Source organism: Polaromonas sp. P5_D5 (assembly GCF_054049435.1).
Map to the genome: position 1 here is coordinate 239,676 of NZ_JBFUMJ010000003.1, position 20,459 is coordinate 260,134.

The 20,459-nt window shown below is 60.3% G+C and carries 19 protein-coding genes; 14 read left to right on the top strand and 5 right to left on the bottom strand.

All coding sequences use genetic code 11. From position 1 onward, the window contains the following. Window positions 1-19: 19 nt before the first annotated feature. The 3 genes from ACXJKE_RS13905 to manD are packed head-to-tail and all read left to right on the top strand — an operon-like array spanning window position 20 to window position 3,391. Window positions 20-766, top strand: a complete 747-nt coding sequence (locus ACXJKE_RS13905) for an SDR family NAD(P)-dependent oxidoreductase (RefSeq protein WP_457281190.1) — start codon at window positions 20-22, stop codon at window positions 764-766. A gap of 7 nt (window positions 767-773) precedes the next feature. Beyond that, a complete protein-coding gene (locus ACXJKE_RS13910) occupies window positions 774-2,174 on the top strand; it encodes a mannitol dehydrogenase family protein (protein WP_457281191.1) in 1,401 nt (466 codons plus the stop codon). Between the two features lie 5 nt (window positions 2,175-2,179). Beyond that, window positions 2,180-3,391: a D-mannonate dehydratase ManD gene (manD, locus tag ACXJKE_RS13915; protein ID WP_457281192.1), complete on the top strand. Its 1,212-nt coding sequence runs from the start codon at window positions 2,180-2,182 to the stop codon at window positions 3,389-3,391. Between the two features lie 231 nt (window positions 3,392-3,622). On the opposite strand, the gene slmA is transcribed toward manD, so the two are convergent. The 5 genes from slmA to ACXJKE_RS13940 all read right to left on the bottom strand — a co-directional run bounded on the left by slmA (window position 3,623) and on the right by ACXJKE_RS13940 (window position 9,112). Next, entirely contained in the window at window positions 3,623-4,267 is a 645-nt protein-coding gene (gene slmA / locus ACXJKE_RS13920) for a nucleoid occlusion factor SlmA (RefSeq protein ID WP_457281193.1), read from the bottom strand. A 162-nt stretch (window positions 4,268-4,429) separates the two neighbouring features. Beyond that, window positions 4,430-5,887: an ATP-binding protein gene (locus tag ACXJKE_RS13925; protein WP_457281646.1), complete on the bottom strand. Its 1,458-nt coding sequence runs from the start codon at window positions 5,885-5,887 to the stop codon at window positions 4,430-4,432. A 107-nt stretch (window positions 5,888-5,994) separates the two neighbouring features. Next, window positions 5,995-6,699: a response regulator gene (locus ACXJKE_RS13930; RefSeq protein WP_457281194.1), complete on the bottom strand. Its 705-nt coding sequence runs from the start codon at window positions 6,697-6,699 to the stop codon at window positions 5,995-5,997. Between the two features lie 290 nt (window positions 6,700-6,989). After that, the gene (argB, locus tag ACXJKE_RS13935) at window positions 6,990-7,901 is read right to left on the bottom strand and encodes an acetylglutamate kinase (RefSeq protein WP_457281195.1); all 912 of its coding nucleotides are present in this window, start codon (window positions 7,899-7,901) and stop codon (window positions 6,990-6,992) included. Window positions 7,902-8,008: 107 nt separating this feature from the next. Beyond that, window positions 8,009-9,112 carry an MraY family glycosyltransferase gene (locus ACXJKE_RS13940; RefSeq protein ID WP_457281196.1) on the bottom strand — a complete coding sequence of 368 codons (1,104 nt, stop codon included), beginning with the start codon at window positions 9,110-9,112 and terminating at the stop codon, window positions 8,009-8,011. A gap of 181 nt (window positions 9,113-9,293) precedes the next feature. On the opposite strand from ACXJKE_RS13940, the gene ACXJKE_RS13945 reads away from it, so the two are divergent. The 11 genes from ACXJKE_RS13945 (at window position 9,294) to rfbH (ending at window position 20,452) form a co-directional block, all read left to right on the top strand. Further along, window positions 9,294-9,656 (top strand): MarR family EPS-associated transcriptional regulator, encoded by a 363-nt coding sequence (locus tag ACXJKE_RS13945; RefSeq protein WP_457281197.1) that lies wholly within the window; start codon window positions 9,294-9,296, stop codon window positions 9,654-9,656. Then, window positions 9,649-11,073, top strand: coding sequence for a mannose-1-phosphate guanylyltransferase/mannose-6-phosphate isomerase (locus ACXJKE_RS13950; RefSeq protein ID WP_457281198.1), 1,425 nt, complete (start codon window positions 9,649-9,651; stop codon window positions 11,071-11,073). Before ACXJKE_RS13945 ends, ACXJKE_RS13950 begins: the two co-directional genes overlap by 8 nt. A gap of 3 nt (window positions 11,074-11,076) precedes the next feature. Then, window positions 11,077-12,162 (top strand): GDP-mannose 4,6-dehydratase, encoded by a 1,086-nt coding sequence (gene gmd, locus ACXJKE_RS13955; RefSeq protein ID WP_457281199.1) that lies wholly within the window; start codon window positions 11,077-11,079, stop codon window positions 12,160-12,162. A 2-nt stretch (window positions 12,163-12,164) separates the two neighbouring features. Next, a complete protein-coding gene (locus ACXJKE_RS13960) occupies window positions 12,165-13,100 on the top strand; it encodes a GDP-L-fucose synthase family protein (RefSeq protein ID WP_457281200.1) in 936 nt (311 codons plus the stop codon). Beyond that, a complete protein-coding gene (locus ACXJKE_RS13965; RefSeq protein ID WP_457281201.1) occupies window positions 13,097-14,305 on the top strand; it encodes an acyltransferase family protein in 1,209 nt (402 codons plus the stop codon). Before ACXJKE_RS13960 ends, ACXJKE_RS13965 begins: the two co-directional genes overlap by 4 nt. A gap of 7 nt (window positions 14,306-14,312) precedes the next feature. Then, window positions 14,313-15,479, top strand: coding sequence for a DegT/DnrJ/EryC1/StrS family aminotransferase (locus tag ACXJKE_RS13970; RefSeq protein WP_457281202.1), 1,167 nt, complete (start codon window positions 14,313-14,315; stop codon window positions 15,477-15,479). 15 nt (window positions 15,480-15,494) lie between these two features. Then, on the top strand, window positions 15,495-16,169 hold the full coding sequence (locus ACXJKE_RS13975; RefSeq protein WP_457281203.1) for an FkbM family methyltransferase: 675 nt from the start codon (window positions 15,495-15,497) through the stop codon (window positions 16,167-16,169). A 152-nt stretch (window positions 16,170-16,321) separates the two neighbouring features. Then, window positions 16,322-17,095 carry a glucose-1-phosphate cytidylyltransferase gene (gene rfbF / locus ACXJKE_RS13980; protein WP_457281204.1) on the top strand — a complete coding sequence of 258 codons (774 nt, stop codon included), beginning with the start codon at window positions 16,322-16,324 and terminating at the stop codon, window positions 17,093-17,095. Then, window positions 17,092-18,168 (top strand): CDP-glucose 4,6-dehydratase, encoded by a 1,077-nt coding sequence (gene rfbG / locus ACXJKE_RS13985; RefSeq protein ID WP_457281205.1) that lies wholly within the window; start codon window positions 17,092-17,094, stop codon window positions 18,166-18,168. The genes rfbF and rfbG overlap by 4 nt, the downstream gene beginning before the upstream one ends. A gap of 54 nt (window positions 18,169-18,222) precedes the next feature. After that, a complete protein-coding gene (locus ACXJKE_RS13990) occupies window positions 18,223-19,056 on the top strand; it encodes an NAD-dependent epimerase/dehydratase family protein (RefSeq protein WP_457281206.1) in 834 nt (277 codons plus the stop codon). A 73-nt stretch (window positions 19,057-19,129) separates the two neighbouring features. Further along, window positions 19,130-20,452, top strand: coding sequence for a lipopolysaccharide biosynthesis protein RfbH (gene rfbH, locus ACXJKE_RS13995; protein ID WP_457281647.1), 1,323 nt, complete (start codon window positions 19,130-19,132; stop codon window positions 20,450-20,452). Window positions 20,453-20,459: the final 7 nt, after the last annotated feature.

The window sequence follows — 20,459 nt, forward strand, 5'->3', positions numbered from 1 at the left end:
CAATTTCACCGAAAAAGCCATGACTCCACCGATTCAAGACCAGGTTGCGCTTGTCACTGGCGCCAACGCCGGCATGGGCCTGGCCACGGTGCGTGCCCTGCTGGCCGCCGGCTACAAAGTGGCGGCCACCGACCTCGGCACCGAACGTGTGGCCGCCGAGCTTGCCGCGTATGGTGACCGTTTGGCCTGCTTCACCATGGACGTGAGCGAGCAGGCCCAGGTGCACGCCGCTTGCGACGCCATTGAAACGCATTTTGGCCGCATCGACGTCTGCGTCAACAACGCCGGCTTCCTGCAATACGCCAACTGCGAACAGACCACGCCGGAGCTCTGGCACAAGACCCTGCGCATCAACCTCGACGGTGTCTTCTACGTCAGCCAGCGCGTGGCGCCAGGCATGAAGGCGCGTGGTTTCGGCCGCATCGTGAACGTATCGTCCTACGGTGCCAAAACCGGGGGGCTGTCGCCGCTGCCAGCCTATGCGGCCAGCAAGGGCGGCGTGATCTCGCTGACCTTCAGCTTTGCCCGCGAATATGCCGCGTTTGGTGTGACCTGCAACGCGCTGGCCCCGACCTTCGTGAAGACCCAGATGCTGACCGAGCAGGTCAGTGCCGAGCGGCAAGCCGAGCTGCGCCAGAAGATACCGGTGGGCCGTTTCTGCGAGCTCGAAGAGTTCGCTCACTGCGTGCTGTTCCTGGCCCACCCGATGAGCGGCTTCATCACCGGCGAGGTGCTGGACCTCAATGGCGGCCTGCAGTTTGACTGAGCGCGCGATGCTGAACACCCGCGCTTTGCCGGAAATCGCCACGCGCGGCATCGGCGTCCCCACTTACTCACGCCGCGGTACTGTGGGCGTGGTGCACCTGGGCCTGGGCGCCTTCCACCGTGCGCACCAGGCACTGGTGTTCGATACCCTGCTGCAGCGCGGTGACGCGCGCTGGGGTGTGCTGGGTGTCGCCATGCGCAGCACTGAGCTGGCCGACGCCATGGCCGCGCAAGATGGCCTGTATGCCGTGCAGGTTGCCAGCAGCACCGGTGTGCAGTGGCAGGTCGGTGGCGCCATCTGGCAAACCTGCGTGGCCGCCCGCGAGCTGGCGCAGGTGGTGCAGGCACTGGCCGCGCCATCCACGCGCTGGGTCACGCTGACGGTCACTGAAAAAGGCTACGCCCCGGAACTGGCCCGACTGCTGATGCAGGGCCTGGCGGCGCGCCATGCGGCGGGCCTGCCCGGGTTGACGCTGGCTTCCTGCGACAACCTGGCACACAACGGCCGCAAGTTGCAGGCTTTGTGCATCGATGCCGCACAAAAGGAAAATCCGGCGCTGGCGCAATGGATCGGCACCGCCTGCGCCTTCCCGAACAGCATGGTGGACCGCATCGTGCCGGCCGCAACCGGCGAGCGCCTGGCGGCTGCCGGGCAGGCGCTCGGCGTGACCGACCAGGCTGCACTGGGCACCGAAGCATTCTGGGAATGGGTGATTGAACGCCGCTTTGCCGATCCTGCGGATGGCGCAGTGCTGGCGGCCGCTGGCGTCACGGTGGTGGACGACGTGGCGCCGTTTGAAGAAGCCAAATTGCGCATGCTCAACGGCAGCCACACGGCCATGGCCTGCATGGGCGCGGTAGCGGGCTGGCCCGTCGTCAGCGACTGCATCGCCCAGCCGGCGGTGCATCGCTTCATCCACGGCCTGATGACGCAGGAGATCGGCCCGCAGCTCAACCGCCCGGACTGGCCCGCCTACCGCGACGCGCTGCTGGCACGTTTTGCCAACCCCGAGTTGCAGCACAGGGTGCACCAGATCGCCACTGACAGCTCGCAGAAAATTCCATATCGCTGGGTACCTTCGGTGATTGATGCCCTGCGTGCGAACCAGCCCGTGGAACGGCTGGCCTTTGCGGCAGCGGCCTGGATGCGTTATCTGCGCGGCATCGACGAGCAGGGGCAGCCCTACGCCATAAACGACCCGATGGCCGAAACGCTGAAAGCTCTCGCGCTTGACCGTTCCGGTGACGCTGCAGCGACAGTGCAAGCCCTGGGTACGCTGCCGGCCATCTGGGGTGAGGCCCTGCCGCAGCAAGCGCGCTGGCTGGCCCGCATGACCCACTGGCTGGCCCAGATCAACCAGCGCGGCATGCTGGCCGCCCTGGACCAACTTCACTCCCACCCCATCTGAACACCATGAAAATCACCAACGCCCGCGTCATCGTCTGCAGCCCCGGCCGCAATTTCGTTACCCTGAAAATAGAAACCGACGAAGGCCTGACCGGCATCGGCGACGCAACGCTCAACGGGCGCGAGCTGTCTGTCGTGAGCTACCTGACCGAGCATGTCATCCCCTGCCTGATCGGACGCGATGCACACCAGATCGAGGACATCTGGCAGTACCTGTACAAGGGCGCTTACTGGCGGCGCGGCCCGGTCACCATGAGCGCGATCGCCGCAGTCGACACCGCCCTCTGGGACATCAAGGCCAAGGCCGCCAACATGCCGCTGTACCAGCTGCTGGGCGGAAAGAGCCGCACCGGTGTGATGGTCTATGGGCATGCCAATGGGAAAGACATTGCGCAGACCGTGGAAGAGGTGTTGCGCTACAAGGAGATGGGCTATCAGGCCATACGCGCGCAGAGCGGCGTGCCGGGCCTGGACAAGGTTTATGGCGTCGGCAAGGGCACGCTGTTTTACGAACCGGCTGACGCTGACCTGCCCAGCGAACACGACTGGAGCAGCGAAAAATACCTGCTGCACACCCCGAAGTTGTTCGACGCAGTGCGTACCGCCGTCGGGCCGGACATTCATTTGCTGCACGACGTGCATCACCGCCTGACGCCGATCGAGGCGGGCCGGCTGGGAAAATCACTGGAGCCCTATCACCTGTTCTGGATCGAAGACGCGACGCCGGCCGAAAACCAGGAGGCTTTTCGCCTGATCCGCCAGCACACGACCACACCGCTGGCCGTGGGCGAGATTTTCAACACCATCTGGGACTGCAAGGACCTGATTCAGAACCAGCTGATCGACTACATCCGCGCGACGGTGGTGCATGCCGGCGGCATCACCCACCTGCGGCGCATTGCCGACTTTGCGGCGATGTACCAGGTACGCACGGGCTGCCACGGCGCGACCGATTTGTCACCGGTCTGCATGGGCGCAGCGCTGCACTTCGATACATGGGTGCCCAATTTCGGCGTGCAGGAATACATGCGCCACACCGAGCAGACCGATGAGGTGTTTCCGCACAGCTATCGTTTTGACAAAGGCTTTATGCACTGCGGCGAAACGCCGGGCCATGGCGTGGAAATCGACGAGAAGCTCGCCGCGAAATACCCGTACCAGCGCGCCTACCTGCCGGTGAACCGGTTGCAGCACGACGGCACCCTCTGGAATTGGTGAACTGGCTCACCCCTGCTGGCGCTCACTTCGTGTAGCGCCCCCTCCCCTTGCAGGGGACGGCGCCTGCGGCCGGGCAAAGCCCGTTCCGCGGCCCCAACTGACATGCCCCCGGGGAGGCCAGCTAAGGACTGTTCTTTTCCAGTGGGGGCCGGGGTCCGGCTTTGCCGGCGCCAAGGCGCCCGTCCCCTGAAAGGGGAAAAGGCGCGACACGAAGTGCGCGTCCGATAGGGGTTAGCCCAATATAGTCGCGAGGCTGGCTTCGAGGTGCTCGGACGGCAGGCGCTTGAAGCCTGAGCGGGCAAAACGCTGCAAGCGGCCGACCATGAAGGCAACGATGACCGAGGCGCGCACCTGGGCGTCCACCGTGGGGGTCGCCGCGCCGCTGGCGGCCGCGGCGTCGCGCAGGCTTTGCTTGAGGCTGGACTCGAGCTTGTCGAAGAACTGGTTCATGCGCTCTTGCAGGCGGTCGTTTTCAAATACCAGCGCATCGCCGACCATGACGCGCGTCATGCCGGGGTTCTTTTCGGCGAACTGCAGGATCATGACCACCAGCTTGCGGGTGCGGGCTGAATGGTCGGATTCACGTTCACCAATCTGATTGATCAGTGTGAAGACGCTTTGCTCGATGAATTCGATCAGGCCTTCGAACATCTGCGCCTTGCTGGCGAAATGGCGGTAAAGGGCGGCTTCGCTCACATCCAGCTTGGCTGCCAGGGCGGACGTCGTGATGCGCTCGGCGCCCGGCTGCTCCAGCATGGTGGCCAGCGCCTGCAGAATCTGGACCCGGCGCTCACCCGGTTTGGGGCGCTTGCGCACCGCAGGCTCGGCTGGCGTGGCGTGCGGGCTCAGTTCGGATTCAGACGCTAAGTCGGACATAGGCGATGAAGTAGGAAATGTTTCAAAAAACCGGGAATCGTTGCAATTGATTCTCGCACAGCCAAGTGACAGTTCGTCTCTCACCATGCCCGGGTTTTCGCCCATGAGGCGAAGGCGCAACGTTCTGTTCCGTAACAGCAAGCGCTTACTGTGGTGGGCGAGCTACAAACTCAATCGAACCCGTAATCCGTACGGTCCGGCTGGGCCAGTCCCGGTGTGGTCCAGCTCCAGCTGCGAATGGTGAACCCGCGCGATTTCGCTGGCAATGGCCAGGCCCAGGCCATTGCCCTCGCCCGCCGTCCCCTGCACCCGGTAAAAGCGCTGCAACGCCATGCTGCGCTCGTCCGGGGCTATGCCGGGGCCGTCGTCTTCGACTTCCAGGAAAACGCCCCAGCGCCGGTGTTCGGCGGCAGCGCCACCAGGACCCGGCTGTTTTGGCGTGTCCGGCGCTTCGAAGCCTGCCGTCGGGCCACAGCGGATCGTGACCGTGCCGCCGGGCGGTGTGTATTTGACGGCGTTGTCCACCAGATTACCCAGCAGCTCGCGCAGCAGCCACTCGTAACCACTGACCTGTGCAGGCTGGGTTTCGAGCCCCAGGTCAATGCCCTTGCGCATGGCGGCATCCAGATGCAGGGGCAGGATGGATTCGCAGAGGTCTTTCAGGTCTACCCGTTGCATGGGCTGGGCGCCGGCGGCTGACGCGTCGGCGCGCGAGAGCGCCAGCAGCTGGTTGGCCAGCTGCGACGTCCGGCGTGTGGCATTGCGCAGCTTGATGATTTTTTCGGCCGACAAGGTCACCGCCCCGTCCGAGCCTGCTGCCTGGGCCACCTTGGCCGCTTGCGCCCAGGCCTCGACCTGGGCCTGCAGCCCGGCCAGAGGCGTGCGCAGTTGGTGCGCGGCATCAGCCACAAACCGCCGCTGCCCCTCCGCCTGGTCGTTCACCAGGCCAAAAAGGCGGTTCAAGGCACTCACCAGCGGCTGCACCTCGGCCGGCGTAGCCATCGGGTCGATGGCACTCAAGTCGCGCGGGTTGCGGCGCTCCACCGCGTCCTTGAGTTCAATCAACGGCTTGAGTGCCCGCGTGACGGCCCAGTTGACGGCAAAACCTGCCGCCACAACCAGGATCAGGTTCGGCAGCAGCACCTTGAACAGCACGGAGCGTACCCATTGCTGGCGCGGGTCGGATCCATCCGCCAGCTGGACGATCAGCTCACCCACCGCAGTCTTCATGCGCTGCGCGGCAATCCGGTAGGTCACGCCGTTGTATTCGATGCTGTGGAATTCCGGCTCGTGCGTGGCCGGCAGCAGTTCGGGAATCCAGGGCTCACCGGCCAGAAAGTCGCCTTCGGCATCGGCGAGGCGAAAGCCGGCAAAGCCAGGCCGGCCCTTGAGGAAATCATCCACGGCGGGGGCCATCAGCAGCACCGGCGCACTTTCCGGGGTGGCGCCCGGCGCCACAACCGAATCGGCCAGCAGGGGAATCAGCCGGAGCAGCTGCTGATCTTTTTGCAGGGCGACATCGCCGGCCGTCTGGTAGTCAAAATAAATACTCACCAGCGCAAAAGTCCCCAGCGGGAAAAGCAGCAGCAGGAGCAGCCGGCGCTGCAGGCCGGACTTCATGGCGGCAGGCACGAACGCGTTGCCGCCCGTGCGCGCAGCCAGCGTACGCAGGCGGTTTTTCAGGCGGACGGCCCAGGACTGGCCGAAAGGGTTCATGCCTGCGCTGCCTATTCAGCGCCAGCGCTGGACGGCATCCCCGGGGAAACTTCCACCAGCTCCAGCCGGTAGCCAAAGCCGCGAATGGAGCGTACGGCTATGCCGTGCGGCTCCAGCTTGCCGCGCAAACGCGAGATGTACACCTCAATGGCATTGGGCGTGATTTCCTTGTCCCACCCCGTCATGGCCTGCAGCAGCTTGTCTTTGCTGGCCGGCTTGGGCGCGTGGATCAGCAAATACTCCATCACCGTCCATTCGCGCGGTCCGAGCTCTATCAGCTGGCCGTTGGCGCGCGCCTCGCGGTTGGCCGTGTCCAGTTCCAGCGCTCCAAAACTCAGTGTGGCGCTGGTGGCGGCCTGGGAGCGGCGCAGCAGTGCGCGCAGGCGCGCCAGCAACTCGGGCAGCTCAAACGGCTTGACCATGTAGTCATCCGCCCCCAGATCCAGCCCCTGGACACGGTCCTGCAGCGCGTCGCGGGCCGTCAGGATGAGCACTGGCATGGCCATTCCGCCGCGGCGCAGGCGGCGCGTCAGTTCCAGCCCGTCAATGCGCGGCAGCCCGATGTCGATGATCGCCGCATCGAAGGTCTCACCCTGTAACACTTCCTCCGCGCGTTCGGCACTGCCGACCCAGTCGACGGCGTAGCCGGCGTCACTGAGCCCCAGCTTGATGCCGCTGGCCACCATCACGTCGTCTTCAACCAACAGGAGTCGCATAACGAATTGTCCGTTTCGTCGCCAATGCCAATTGACCCCGCCTGAGGAGTGTCAATTCAGGAAAAAACCGGTGCCGCTGCCTGTTTTGGTTTTTGGTCTTGTTTTTGGCCCGGTATCGGCTGCCAGTCTGCCAGACCGGCACTGTCGCCACCCTGACGGCAAAGGAAATGCCCATATTTGCTATATTTTTTATAGCAGCTTGCGCACACCCCTTATACCCTGGCGACCAATTTCATCAAAATAAGGGCGCCGCCCATCCGGACAGCCTTGGGCCGCCAGGAACGCCTGGATCAGTGCGAGCGGATCATGGTCCCGTAGGCCTGGTCGGTCAGGATTTCCAGCAGCATGGCATGCGGCACCCGGCCGTCGATGATGTGGACAGAATTCACGCCGCTTTTGGCCGCGTCCAGCGCGCCTTCGATTTTGGGCAGCATGCCGCCGGAAATCGTTCCGTCGGCAAACAGCTCGTCGATTTCGCGGGCGCTCAGGTCAGTCAGCAGCTCCCCGGCCTTGTTCAGCACGCCGGGGGTATTGGTGAGCAGCACCAGTTTCTCGGCCTTCAGCACGGTGGCCAGCTTGCCCGCCACCACGTCGGCATTGATGTTGTAGCTCTCGTTTTCCTCGCCAAACCCGATCGGGCTGATCACCGGAATGAAGGCATCGTCCTGCAGCGCCTTGACCACGCTCGGGTCAATGCTGACGATGTCACCCACAAAGCCGATGTCGTGCTCCTTCGTCGGGTCATCCTTGTCGACCATCTTGAGCTTTTGCGCACGGATCAATCCGCCATCGCGGCCCGTCAGGCCCACGGCCTTGCCACCGGCCTGGTTGATCAGGCCGACGATGTCCTGCTGCACCTGGCCGGCCAGCACCCACTCCACGACTTCCATGGTCTCTTCATCAGTGACGCGCATGCCCTGGATGAAATGCCCCTTTTTGCCCAGACGGTTCAGCGCCGCCTCGATTTGCGGGCCACCGCCGTGCACCACCACCGGATTCATGCCGACCAGCTTGAGCAGAACCACGTCCTCCGCAAAATCAGCCTGCAGGGCCGGGTCCGTCATGGCGTTGCCGCCATATTTGATGACCATGGTCTTGCCGTGAAACTTGCGGATGTAAGGCAGCGCCTGGGCCAGGATCTCGGCCTTGTCGCGCGGGCCTACATGGGAGAGGTCTGGGTCGTTGGCGGTATTGGTGGTCATTCGCGGGGCCTTGTCAGGATGAAACAGGGAGCAGGAACACAGGGAGCAGGTATTGCCGGGAAATATTGCCCGAATTGTGCCGCATCACTGCGGCCAGCGTGCCGGCCTCAGCGACGCAGCCAGCGCGGAACCTTGAAACGGATGATCGCGATATAAAAACCGACATACGTCAACACAAACAGCGCGCAAAACATCATGAGGATCGAAGTCTCACGCCAGAACAGCACTGCCGGCACCACAGTCAGCAAGGTAAAGCTCCAGAGATAAGGTGACGTCCGGTTGTTGCGCATCAACATGCGCCGCGACTCGTCATCGTGGAACACACCACGCACCAGGCGGCGGTAGATCAGCTGATGGAAATGCAGCGCATCAGCCACCCCGGGCGATCCGCCGCGCGCCAGCTTTCGGTAGATCGAAAAAACTGTCTCCCAGACCGGATAGATGATCAACAGCATCGGAAACCACGGCGAAACCATCTGGTGGCGCTGCACCAACAATATGCAGGCGAGCGCGATCACAACACCCCAGAGATAGGCGCCCCCATCCCCCGCAAAAATCAGGCCACGGGGGTAGTTCCACATGAGAAAACCCATGGTCGCACCTGCCAGGCATACAACGATGGCAGCCAGCTGACGGTCACCAAGCTGAAGCGCGACATAGGCGATTGCCAGGCAGATGAGCGACGCGACGGTACCCGCCAGGCCGTTGTAGCCATCAATGATATTGAACGCGTGCGGCAAGCCGCAGAACGCGAAAAAAGCCAAGGCAACGCCGACCCAGGGAAAAGACAGCAGCAGCATGTCGATCCCAGGCACGCCGAGCCGCGGTAACGCCAGCCCGAACAGGCTGCACGCCAGCGCTGCGGACAGCCCCGTCAGCAACAGGCGGTAACGCACCGTCAGCCGCTGCGTGAGATCTTCATAAACGCCGCCCAGCACGGCTGGCAGCAGGACCACCACCAATTGCAAGGCGGTATGCCAGGTCATGGGCACATTTACCCGGCTGGCGGTTGTTTCGGCTATCACGCCGGCAAGCAAGCCAGCCAATAAGCCCAGCAGTATCCCGATGCCGCCGACGCGCGGTATGTTTCCCGCATGGAACCGCTGCGGTTTGCTCACATCGTATCGGCTGGCATGCTCACGCGCCATGCGGATAACCAGCATGGAGGCGATTAGCGACACAGTGAAACTCAGACAAACCAGAAATACCATGGGGCCCCCGCTTTATTTGCCGCAATTATCAGCGCATACCCCCGGCCCGCCCCTTGCACTTTCCTCACAGCCCTGACAGGACCTGCCGCAACGGGTGTAAATAATCCCTCACACCGGTGTTCTACCCATGCGGCAGCAGTGGTAATATCCTGTTCACTCATTGAACAGCTGAATCATCCATTTGCTGAATTCTTCACTTCAGGAAGAAAACCACCTGCGGGTACTGCGCCTGCTGGAGGCCAATCCTCATATGAACCAGCGCGATCTCGCCAATGCGCTGGGCGTTAGCCTGGGCAAAACCAACTATTGCCTGAAAGCGCTGCTCGACAAGGGCTTCATCAAGATGCAAAGCTTCAGCCGCAGCGAAAAGAAGCTGGCTTACGCCTATTTGTTGACGCCGAACGGCATTTCCGAGAAGGCCGGCCTGACCTTGCGCTTTCTCGAACGCAAGTTGGCGGAGTACGAAAACCTCAAGGTTGAAATCGAAAACCTCAAAGTCGAAGTCACCCAGGCAAAAACCAGCACTGATCACAACCATGACTGAAACCGTCACCATCACGCCTGTCATCCTCTGCGGCGGCGCAGGCACACGGCTTTGGCCGCTGTCGCGGAAAAGCTTCCCGAAACAGTTCGTCCCGCTGATCGGCGGTAAAAGCCTGCTGCAGCTGACCCTGGAGCGGGTGGCACACGTCAACGGAGACAGCGCAACCACGCCCGATGTGATCTGCGTCGCCTCGGAAGAACACCGATTCCTCGTCAGTGAAGCCATGCAGGCAGCATGCGTCAAGGGCCGGATTGTGCTGGAACCCACCGGGCGCAACACTGCGCCTGCGATGGCGCTCGCGGCGCTGCTCGCCAAACCCGGTCAAGTCCTGCTGTTTTGCCCTTCGGATCACCATATCCCCGATGTTGGGGCCTTTTCCGCCATGGTGGGCCAGGGCCTGGCGGCGGCGCTGAGCGGTGAGATCGTGACTTTTGGCGTGGTGCCGGCTTTTCCGGCAACGGCCTACGGTTATATCCAGCAAGGCGCGGCGCGCGGCGACGGTAGCGCCAAAGTCGCGCGTTTTATTGAAAAACCCGACGCAGAAAAAGCCCAGGCACTGATATTGCAGGGTGACACGCTCTGGAACGCCGGTATCTTCCTGACGCGCGCCGACACACTGATCGCGGCCCTGGAACAACACGCGCCCGACATTCTGCAAGGCTGCCGGCTGGCTGTGTCAGCGGTCGGAGAGGACCAGCAGTTCGTGCGGCCCGACGCAGCGGCATTCGGTGCTGTGCGCGCCGAAAGTATCGACTACGCAGTGCTCGAGCGCCACGGCGCTGTCGCTGTCGTGCCATTTGCGGGAGCCTGGAGTGACGTCGGCAGCTGGAATGCCGTCGCCGGGCTCACGGCGCCGGACGACGACGGCAACCGCATCGACGGCAACGGCATGGCGCTGCACAGCAAACGCACCTATATTCACGCGCCGCATCGCACCGTGGTGACACTTGGCACCGAGGACCTTCTGGTGATTGACACGCCCGACGCGTTGCTTGTCGCCGCGAGCAGCCACGTGGAGCAGGTCAAGAGCGTGGTTTCCCAGCTCGAAACGCGCCAAAGCCCGGAAGCGAGTCTGCACCGCAAGGTAGCGAGGCCCTGGGGCTGGTATGACAGCATTGACCGCGGCGCCCGATTCCAGGTCAAACGCATCATGGTCAAGCCCGGCGCGTCGTTGAGTCTGCAAAAACACCATCATCGGGCCGAACACTGGATCGTGGTTTCCGGCACCGCGCTGGTCACCAAAGGCGAGGCCACCTTTCTCCTCACTGAAAACCAGTCCACTTACATTCCGATCGGCGAAACTCATCGCCTGGAAAATCCAGGAAAAACCGATCTGGAAATGATCGAAGTCCAGTCCGGCAGCTATCTGGGCGAGGACGATATCGTGCGATTTACCGACAACTATGGCAGGGCATAAACAATGAAAACAGCACTCATCACCGGCATCACCGGCCAGGACGGTTCCTACCTGGCGGAGTTTCTGCTGAACAAGGGCTATATCGTGCACGGCATCAAACGCCGCACGTCGCTCTTCAATACGGATCGCATCGACCATTTGTTCCAGGACCCGCACGAAGCCAACCAGCGCTTTGTGCTGCACCACGGCGACATGACCGACTCGTCGAGCCTGACCCGCATCATCCAGCAAACCCAGCCGGACGAAATCTACAACCTTGCGGCGCAAAGCCATGTCGCCGTGAGTTTTGAAGAGCCGGAGTACACAGCCAACAGCGACGGCCTGGGCGCCTTACGGGTCCTTGAAGCAATGCGCATTCTCGGACTTGAGAAGACCACACGCTTCTACCAGGCTTCGACTTCCGAACTCTATGGCTTGGTGCAGGAAATCCCGCAAAAAGAAACTACGCCGTTCTACCCCCGCAGCCCCTATGCGGTTGCCAAGCTCTACGCCTACTGGATCACAATCAACTACCGGGAAGCCTACGGCATCTATGCCTGCAACGGCATCCTGTTCAACCACGAAAGCCCGGTCCGCGGCGAAACCTTTGTGACGCGCAAGATCACGCGCGCACTCGCCCGCATCAAGCTGGGCATCCAGGACTGCCTCTATCTGGGCAACATGGATGCCAAACGGGACTGGGGCCACGCCAAGGACTATGTCGAAATGCAATGGCTCATGCTTCAGCAGGACAAACCCGAAGACTTCGTGATTGCCACCGGTGTGCAATACAGCGTGCGTGATTTCGTCGAGGCGACTGCCCGGGAATACGGCATGCAGATCCGCTGGGAAGGCCACGACGAGAACGAGAAAGGCTATGACGCTGCCACCGGCAAATGCATCGTGTCGGTCGATCCGCGTTACTTCCGTCCGACCGAGGTTGAAACGCTGCTCGGTGATGCGACCAAGGCACGCGAAAAACTCGGCTGGGTTCCGAAAATCAGCTTCGCAGAACTGGTCGCCGAAATGGCCAAAGTCGACATGACGCAGGCCGAGTTCGATTTGCAGGTCAAGGCACACGGCCACAAGGCCTTGCGCAACCAGGGCTAAACGTGGCCAAATCCCGCGTTTTCCTGACAGGCGGCGGCGGCATGGTCGGCCGCAATATCCTTGAGCACCCGCTTGCGGGCAACTGGGATTTTGTCGCGCCTGGCAGCCGGGAACTGAACCTGGCCGACTTCGAGGCGACGCGCCGCTTCGTCGCAGATGTCCGGCCCGATGCTGTAATTCACTGCGCCGGACTGGTCGGCGGCATTCAGGCGAATATCGCGCACCCTGTCGATTTTCTCGTGGTGAACGTAGACCTCGGTCGCAATGTGATCATGGCGGCGCGCGAGGCCGGCGTTACCAGGCTGCTGAACCTCGCGAGCTCCTGCATGTACCCACGCGAAGCGCAGAACCCGCTCGGCGAGGAATTGATTCTGCGCGGCGAACTAGAGCCGACCAACGAGGGCTATGCGATCGCCAAGATCTTCGCGACCCGGCTGTGCGAATACATCACCCGCGAAACACCGGTCAACCAGTACAAGACGCTGATTCCGTGCAACCTGTACGGCCGGCACGACAAATTCGACCCGAAGCACTCCCACCTGATCCCTGCGATCATCCACAAGGTCCATCAGGCCAAGGCTGGCGGCCTGCCGAGCGTCGAGATATGGGGTGACGGCACGGCACGCCGCGAGTTCATGTATGCAGGTGATCTGGCCGACGCCGTGCTGCATGCGCTGTCCGATTTCGACAAGCTACCGGGGCTGCTCAATGTCGGCCTCGGCCACGACCACAGCATCAACGACTACTACCGTGCCGCCGCCGAAGTCGTTGGCTGGAGCGGCGAGTTTGTGCATGACACAAGCAAGCCGGTCGGCATGAAACAAAAACTTGTCGATATCGACAGGCAGCGCGCCTGGGGTTGGGCTCCGCAAAGGACCCTGCGCGAAGGAATCGAGCTTGCCTATAGCTTCTATCTTGAGACGGCAGGTGCATCATGAATCCTGCAGTTTTTCCCGCAGGCATGTCACGCCCTCCGATGCAGCATTTTGATTACATCGACCTGTTGCGCGGCTTGGCAATTTTCGGCGTGGTCGCGGCACATTCCCTCATGGGCATGAGTGCAGTTGGCCTGACCCAGTTCCCCTTGCATCTTGAATGGCTGGTGTGGGCAGGCAGGCATGGTGTATCCCTGTTCTTTGTTGTTTCGGCCTTTACGCTGATCCACTCGCTGAACAGCCGCCGCGGCGATCCGATGTTTTTCGCCTATTTTGTTCGACGGTTCTTCCGCATTGCCCCGGCTTACTACCTGGTACTCCTGCTGGTTTTTTTTGCATACGGCAAGGGATTCGAGAGCTACACCCCGCCGGGTGAACCGAACCTGACATGGCCCGACCTCGCCGCCCACCTGCTCTTCGTGAATGGACTCTTCCCCTACTACATCAATGATTTCCTGGGCGTGGAATGGTCAATTGCGGCCGAGTTTCCTTTCTATGCCATGCTGCCTTTCATCTTCCTGTGGTTACGAAATACCGAGGCAGGACTGGCTCTCAGCATCAAGGCGGCGCTGCTGTACGGCGGTTCACTAGCGTTGCTGTGGATGATGTACTGGAAAGCCGGTCCATTGATCCAGTTGCTTGGCATTCACCTTTATCCGCGGGAAATTTTTGTCCCATGGACCTACTTTTTTATCCTCACCCACATGCATGAATTTGCAGCGGGCATCGCGGTGTGGACGCTCATGCGGCGACTCGAACACAAGCCGGGCCTTGACAAAGCGTGGGCTGGGTGGTTATTGGGGCTATTGATCGCTGCAGGCATCGCGCTGGCCTGCCTTGAGTCGTGGAGGTACGACTTAGTCCTGTTGACGATCTGGGCGCCGGTGGCCTGGGGCTTGATGGCCGCCTGCCTAATCTATTTACTGTCGGTACTCAACCCACCGCCGCTGTTCGCGCTGTCCTATCTTGGAAAGATCAGTTTTTCGCTGTACCTGGTGCATATGCCTATCGTGTATGGCCTGAGCCGATCCAGCACAGCCTGGCGCGTGACCGATAGCGTCGCCTTCAATTTTGGTCTTTATCAAGTTGTCGCCTGGAGCCTGTCTTTAACCACAGCGGCTCTGCTCTTCCACTTCGTCGAGAAGCCAGGGATGCGTATGGGCAAGGCCTTGCTGAACCGATTCCCCAAACCCGCATTTGCCACTTGAGACAATCATGAACCATAAATATCCACTCGCCACTGCCACCTGGGACCAAGCCGAATACGCGGCGCTGCAAGAGGTCATCACCTCGGGCATGTTCACCATGGGACCCAAGGTGTTCGAATTCGAAAAACAATTCGCAAGCTACCTCGGTGTCAAGCATTGCGTGATGGTGAATTCCGGTTCGTCGGCCAACCTGTTAATGGTCGCGGCGCTTTTCTATTCCAAGAATGACGCGATTGCTCTCAAACCGGGCGACGAAGTGATCGTGCCCGCCGTATCCTGGAGCACAACCTATTACCCGCTATACCAGTACGGCCTGAAGATCAAATTCGTCGATATCGATCTCGAAACCTTGAACTACGACCTCGATGCACTGGAAAAGGCCGTCACCAGCAATACCCGCCTGATCATGGCCGTCAACCTGCTCGGCAACCCGAACAACTTCGCGCGCATCAAATCCATCATCGGCGACAAGAAGATCACACTGATCGAAGACAACTGCGAGTCGCTCGGTGCAACCTTCGAAGGCAAGCAAGCCGGCACTTTCGGCCTGATGGGCAGTTACAGCTCATTCTTTTCACATCACATCTCGACGATGGAAGGTGGCCTGATCAGCACCGATGACGAGGAGTTGCACCACATTTTGCTGTCGCTGCGCGCGCACGGCTGGACCCGCAATCTCCCGAAGTTCAACCATGTCTGCGGCGAAAAAAGCGACGATCCGTTCAAAGAGTCGTTTCGCTTCGTCCTGCCCGGCTACAACGTACGGCCACTCGAAATGTCGGGTGCACTCGGCATCGAGCAGGTCAAAAAATTGCCAATGCTCGTTGCCGAACGACGTAAAAACGCAGCATTGCTGCAATCGGTTATGCGCGACCACCCTACCGTGCTGATCCAGAAGGAGATTGGCAATAGCAGCTGGTTCGGTTTCAGCCTCGTGATCCGGCCTGGTGTCGACCTCACACGCGAAGCACTGGTCGCCAAGCTTAACGACCTTGGGTTCGAAGTACGACCTATCGTTGCAGGCAATTTCGCCAAGAATGAAGTGGTCAAGTATTTCGACTCGGAAGTCTCCGGTGAGCTGAAGAACGCCGAGCATATCGACAGTAACGGCCTGTTTGTTGGCAACCATCACTACTCGATTGCCGACGCAGTCACAACGCTCAAAAACCTCTAACGCATGAGAACACCAATGTCATTGGTTTCCAAAATCAAAACCCGTCTGGGGCTGATGTACCGTCGCCACATCAAACGGGAACCATTCTTGATTGAAGTTGAACGTTGGTTCAGCGACCGGGGGGATGAGACCTTGCGCCTGAACTACGCACTGAATGCGCAAAGTGTCGTTTTCGATATCGGAGGATACCTGGGCGATTTCGCCGCCGAAATCCACAAACGCTACGGCTGCACCGTCTATATTTTTGAGCCTGTTGCGGAGTTTCATCAGCAGTGCGTAGCACGCTTTCTGGGTAATCCCAAAATCGTCTGTTTGAACTATGGACTGTCTTCCAGCGACGGATTCTTCAATATTGGCTTGGCCGACAATGCGTCAAGCTTCGATTCACCGCATGCGACCGGCGCCGTTCAGCGGGTGGAAGTCAGGTCGGTGGTCAATTGCATCAAAGAACTGGGAATTGCGCAGATCGATTTGATGAAGATCAATATCGAGGGCGGCGAGTTTGATGTGATTCCTGCGTTGATCGCCTCCGAAGACATTCGTCGGATTCGCCACCTTCAGGTCCAGTTCCACAATTTCATAGACAAAGCGGTGTCCCGTCGTGAGCTCATCCGCAACGATCTGGCAAAAACCCACGACGAAGCCTGGAACTACGAGTTCGTCTGGGAAAGCTGGAGCCGAAAGGATTGAACTTTGTGTGATCTTCAAATCTTGTGCCACTCAGAGTGGCCGTCCGTGCAAGCCGGAGACCCTTCGCACGGTCCGGCTGTCTTGATCGCTTTTTTCGCAAACGACGTCACTTCCAAGATGGCGCCTTTGGATAACCGAACCCAAGGAAAAACATGAAAGCAGTCATTCTTGCCGGCGGCCTAGGAACGCGCATTTCCGAGGAAACATCTTCGCGGCCGAAACCCATGATCGAGATCGGCGGCAAACCCATCCTCTGGCACATCCTGAAGATTTATTCCGCCCATGGCGTGAACGATTTCGTGATCTGCTGCGGTTACAAAGGCTACATGATCAAGGAGTACTTCGCGAATTACTTCCTGCACATGTCCGACGTCACCTTCGACATGAGCAAGAACAGCATGGAAGTGCATCAGCGCAGCGCCGAACCCTGGCGCGTTACCCTGATCGACACCGGCGAAGACACCATGACCGGCGGCCGGCTCGGCCGGGTCGCATCGTATGTCAAGGACGAAGAAGCCTTCTGCTTCACCTACGGCGACGGTGTCGGCGATGTCGACATCACCGCGCTGCTCGCGTTTCATAAGGAGCAAGGCGTCAAGGCGACCCTGACCGCAACCCTGCCGCCAGGACGGTTCGGCGCGCTTGACTTCGAGGGCGACAAGGTGCGCAGCTTCAAGGAAAAGCCCAAGGGCGACGGTGGCATGATTAACGGCGGCTTTTTTGTGCTGTCGCCAGCCGTTCTCGACTATCTCGACGGCGACAATTGCACCTGGGAGCGGCAGCCGCTCGAGTCGCTTGCTGACGAAGGGCAACTTGCAGCGTTCCAGCATGGCGGCTTCTGGCAGCCAATGGACACCCTTCGCGACAAGAATTACCTTGAGGAACTCTGGGCCTCAGGCAAGGCTCCCTGGAAGGTGTGGAAATGACGCCCGAATTCTGGCGCGGCAAGCGTGTCTTTCTGACCGGTCATACCGGCTTCAAGGGGAGCTGGCTGTCCTTGTGGCTACAGCGCCTGGGCGCCGAAGTCACTGGCTATTCACTGGCGCCGCCGACCGAGCCAAGCCTGTTTGAGGCGGCTCGCGTTGCCGACGGCATGACATCGTTGCACGGTGACGTGCGCGACCTCGTCGCGCTACGCGAGGCAATGCGTCTGGCCGCCCCGCAGATCGTGATCCACATGGCGGCACAGTCGCTGGTGCGTCACTCGTACGTTGAACCCGTCGAAACCTACGCTGTCAATGTGATGGGAACCGTGAATCTGCTTGAAGCCGTGCGCCACACGCCTGGCGTCAAGGCCGTCGTCAACATAACGACCGACAAATGCTACGAGAACAGGGAATGGCTCTGGGGCTACCGTGAGAACGAGCCGATGGGTGGGCATGACCCCTATAGCAACAGCAAGGGTTGCGCTGAACTTGTCAGCGCGTCCTATCGGGCATCGTTCTTCAGCGCGCAGACCCATGCCCAGCATGGCGTTGCGCTGGCCACAGCGCGCGCCGGCAATGTCATTGGCGGCGGTGACTGGGCCAAGGATCGCCTGATTCCCGACATTCTTGCTGCGTTCGAACAGGGCCGGGTCGTCGATATCCGCAACCCGAACGCCATACGTCCGTGGCAGCACGTGCTTGAACCGCTGCGCGGCTACCTAACGCTCGCCGAACGTCTTTACGTCAACGGTCCCGCCTGCGCCGAGGCCTGGAATTTTGGCCCGAAAGATGAAGACGCGCGGCCGGTCGGCGTGATCGTAAGCTGCATGGCCGAACTCTGGGGTGGCAACGCACGTTGGAAGATTGACGCAACCGAGCAGCCTCACGAAGCCAATTACCTCAAGCTCGACATTTCCAAAGCAGTCGGTCGGCTGAGCTGGCGTCCATTGCTCAATCTCGAGACGGCCCTGCACATGATTGTCGTCTGGGCCCGGCGGCGCGGTGAAGGCGCGGACATCCGCGAAACCACTCTGGCGCAAATCGACCACTATCAAACAATGATCCGGCACTGATCGAACGATGCGAAATCTCAAAACCAACATGCGATGTCAGGAAGCGCAAATCCGATGATTTTTATCCTGGGAGCCCGGGGTCGCCTTGGCCACGCTATACACGCCTCGCAAGACCCGGCCCGCGTCGAAGCGCCCGATCATTCGATTTACTCGGAGTGGTGGCGCGACGACGGCGCTGACGAGGCCGCGCGCTTTTTCGAAAGCCGGCACGCCGCCGAAGACAGCGTGGTCTACGTTGCCACAGGCATCATTGATCCTGGTCGCCCACATGACGAGCACGAACGCATCAATTTTTCACTGGCGAAAAATGTGGTTCAGGGTGCAACACGAACCGGGGCGCGAGTCATTACCTTCGGTACGGTCATGGAAAAAGTGGTCGACGACAAAGGGCTTAATCCCTACTATTGGAGTAAAACGAAACTAGGTCGTTTTGTCGAGGAATTTTGCGCGACGAGCCGGCTCGGCTTGCACATACGCCTTCACACCTTGTTCGGGGGCCGGGCGCCGGACCCCTTCATGTTTCTCGGTCAAATCCTGCAGGCTATCGACAGGAACGCCGAATTCAGGATGACGCCCGGCATGCAGTTACGGGAGTACCATCATATTGATGACGAAGTTGCGGCAATCTTCCGGCTCGCAGATTCGCACGCCAGCGGCTCGGTCGAGCTAAGCCATGGCATGCCGGTCATGCTGAAAAACCTGGCCACCTACATTTTTGAGGCGCAAGATCGTCTCGATCTGCTGAAAATCGGCGCCTTGCCCGGACCAGTCAACGACAACTATGAATTTTTGTTCGAGCGTACGCCGGCGCTGGACGGCCTGAATTTCCGCGACACGCTACCAGCGGTTGCAGATTACCTCGCGCAAGTCAAAGAAGGTGCTCGCTGACGTCGGCTCGATTGACCCGCGAACGTTGATCAGCCCCGCTTTATACAACATCAGAATCGGCAGATTTCAAGTTATGCAAAACGCCAAAACCCAAGCTCTTCGCGAGCAAATCTCTGCGCTGGTAGAACAGTACGCCGCAGTCGCATTGGCTCCCGAACCCTTCTTGCCCGGTGTGAGCGTGGTGCCGCCGTCCGGCAAATTACTCGATGCCGCTGAACTCAAGAACATGGTTGAGGCGTCTCTCGACGGCTGGCTAACGACCGGACGCTTCAACGCCGAATTTGAGAAGAAGCTCGCTGCGTTCATTGGCGTCAAGCACCTCATCACGGTCAACTCGGGCTCGTCGGCGAACCTCGTAGCATTCAGCACCTTGACCTCGCCGAAACTCGGCGAGCGTGCAATCAAGCGTGGCGATGAAGTCATTGGCGTGGCCGCGGGTTTTCCGACTACCGTTAATCCGATCATCCAGTTCGGTGCGATCCCGGTTTTCGTTGATGTCGACCGCCTCACGCACAACATTGATGCGGGCAAGATTGAAGCGGCGATTGGCCCCAAGACCAAAGCGATCATGCTGGCACATTCGCTCGGCAACGCATTCAATCTTGACGTCGTGACTGCGCTTTGCAAAAAGCACAACCTGTGGCTCGTTGAAGACTGCTGCGATGCACTCGGTACCACCTACCGTGGCCAGATGGTCGGCACCTTCGGCGACATTGCCACGTTGAGCTTTTACCCGGCCCACCACATCACAATGGGCGAAGGCGGCGCGGTCTTCACGAACAATGACGAACTCAAAGTCATCGCCGAAAGCTTCCGCGATTGGGGCCGCGACTGCTATTGCCCTCCCGGCAAGGACAACACCTGCGGCAAACGTTTCTGCTGGAAGCTCGGTGACCTGCCCGAAGGTTACGACCATAAATACACCTACAGCCACCTCGGCTACAACCTCAAGATCACCGATATGCAGGCGGCCTGCGGTTTGGCGCAACTCGACAAGGCTCCGCAGTTCATCCAGGCGCGCAAGGACAACTTCGCGTTTCTCAAAGAACGCCTGAAGGCCTGTGAGGAATTCGTCAACCTGCCCGAGCCGACTGAGCACTCTGATCCGTCATGGTTTGGCTTCCCGATCACGCTGAAAGAAAATTGCCCGGTCACCCGGCTCGATCTGCTGACCTACCTCGACCAGAACAAGGTCGGCACGCGGCTGCTGTTCGCCGGCAACCTGACGCGCCAGCCCTACATGAGCGGCTGCAACTACCGCATCAGTGGTGATCTGACCAACACCGACAACGTAATGAACAACACCTTCTGGATCGGCGTACAGCCCTCGCTGACGCCGGCGATGCTTGAATTCGCCGCACGCAAGATTGAGACATATCTCGGTGTGAATTTCTAAAAACCAT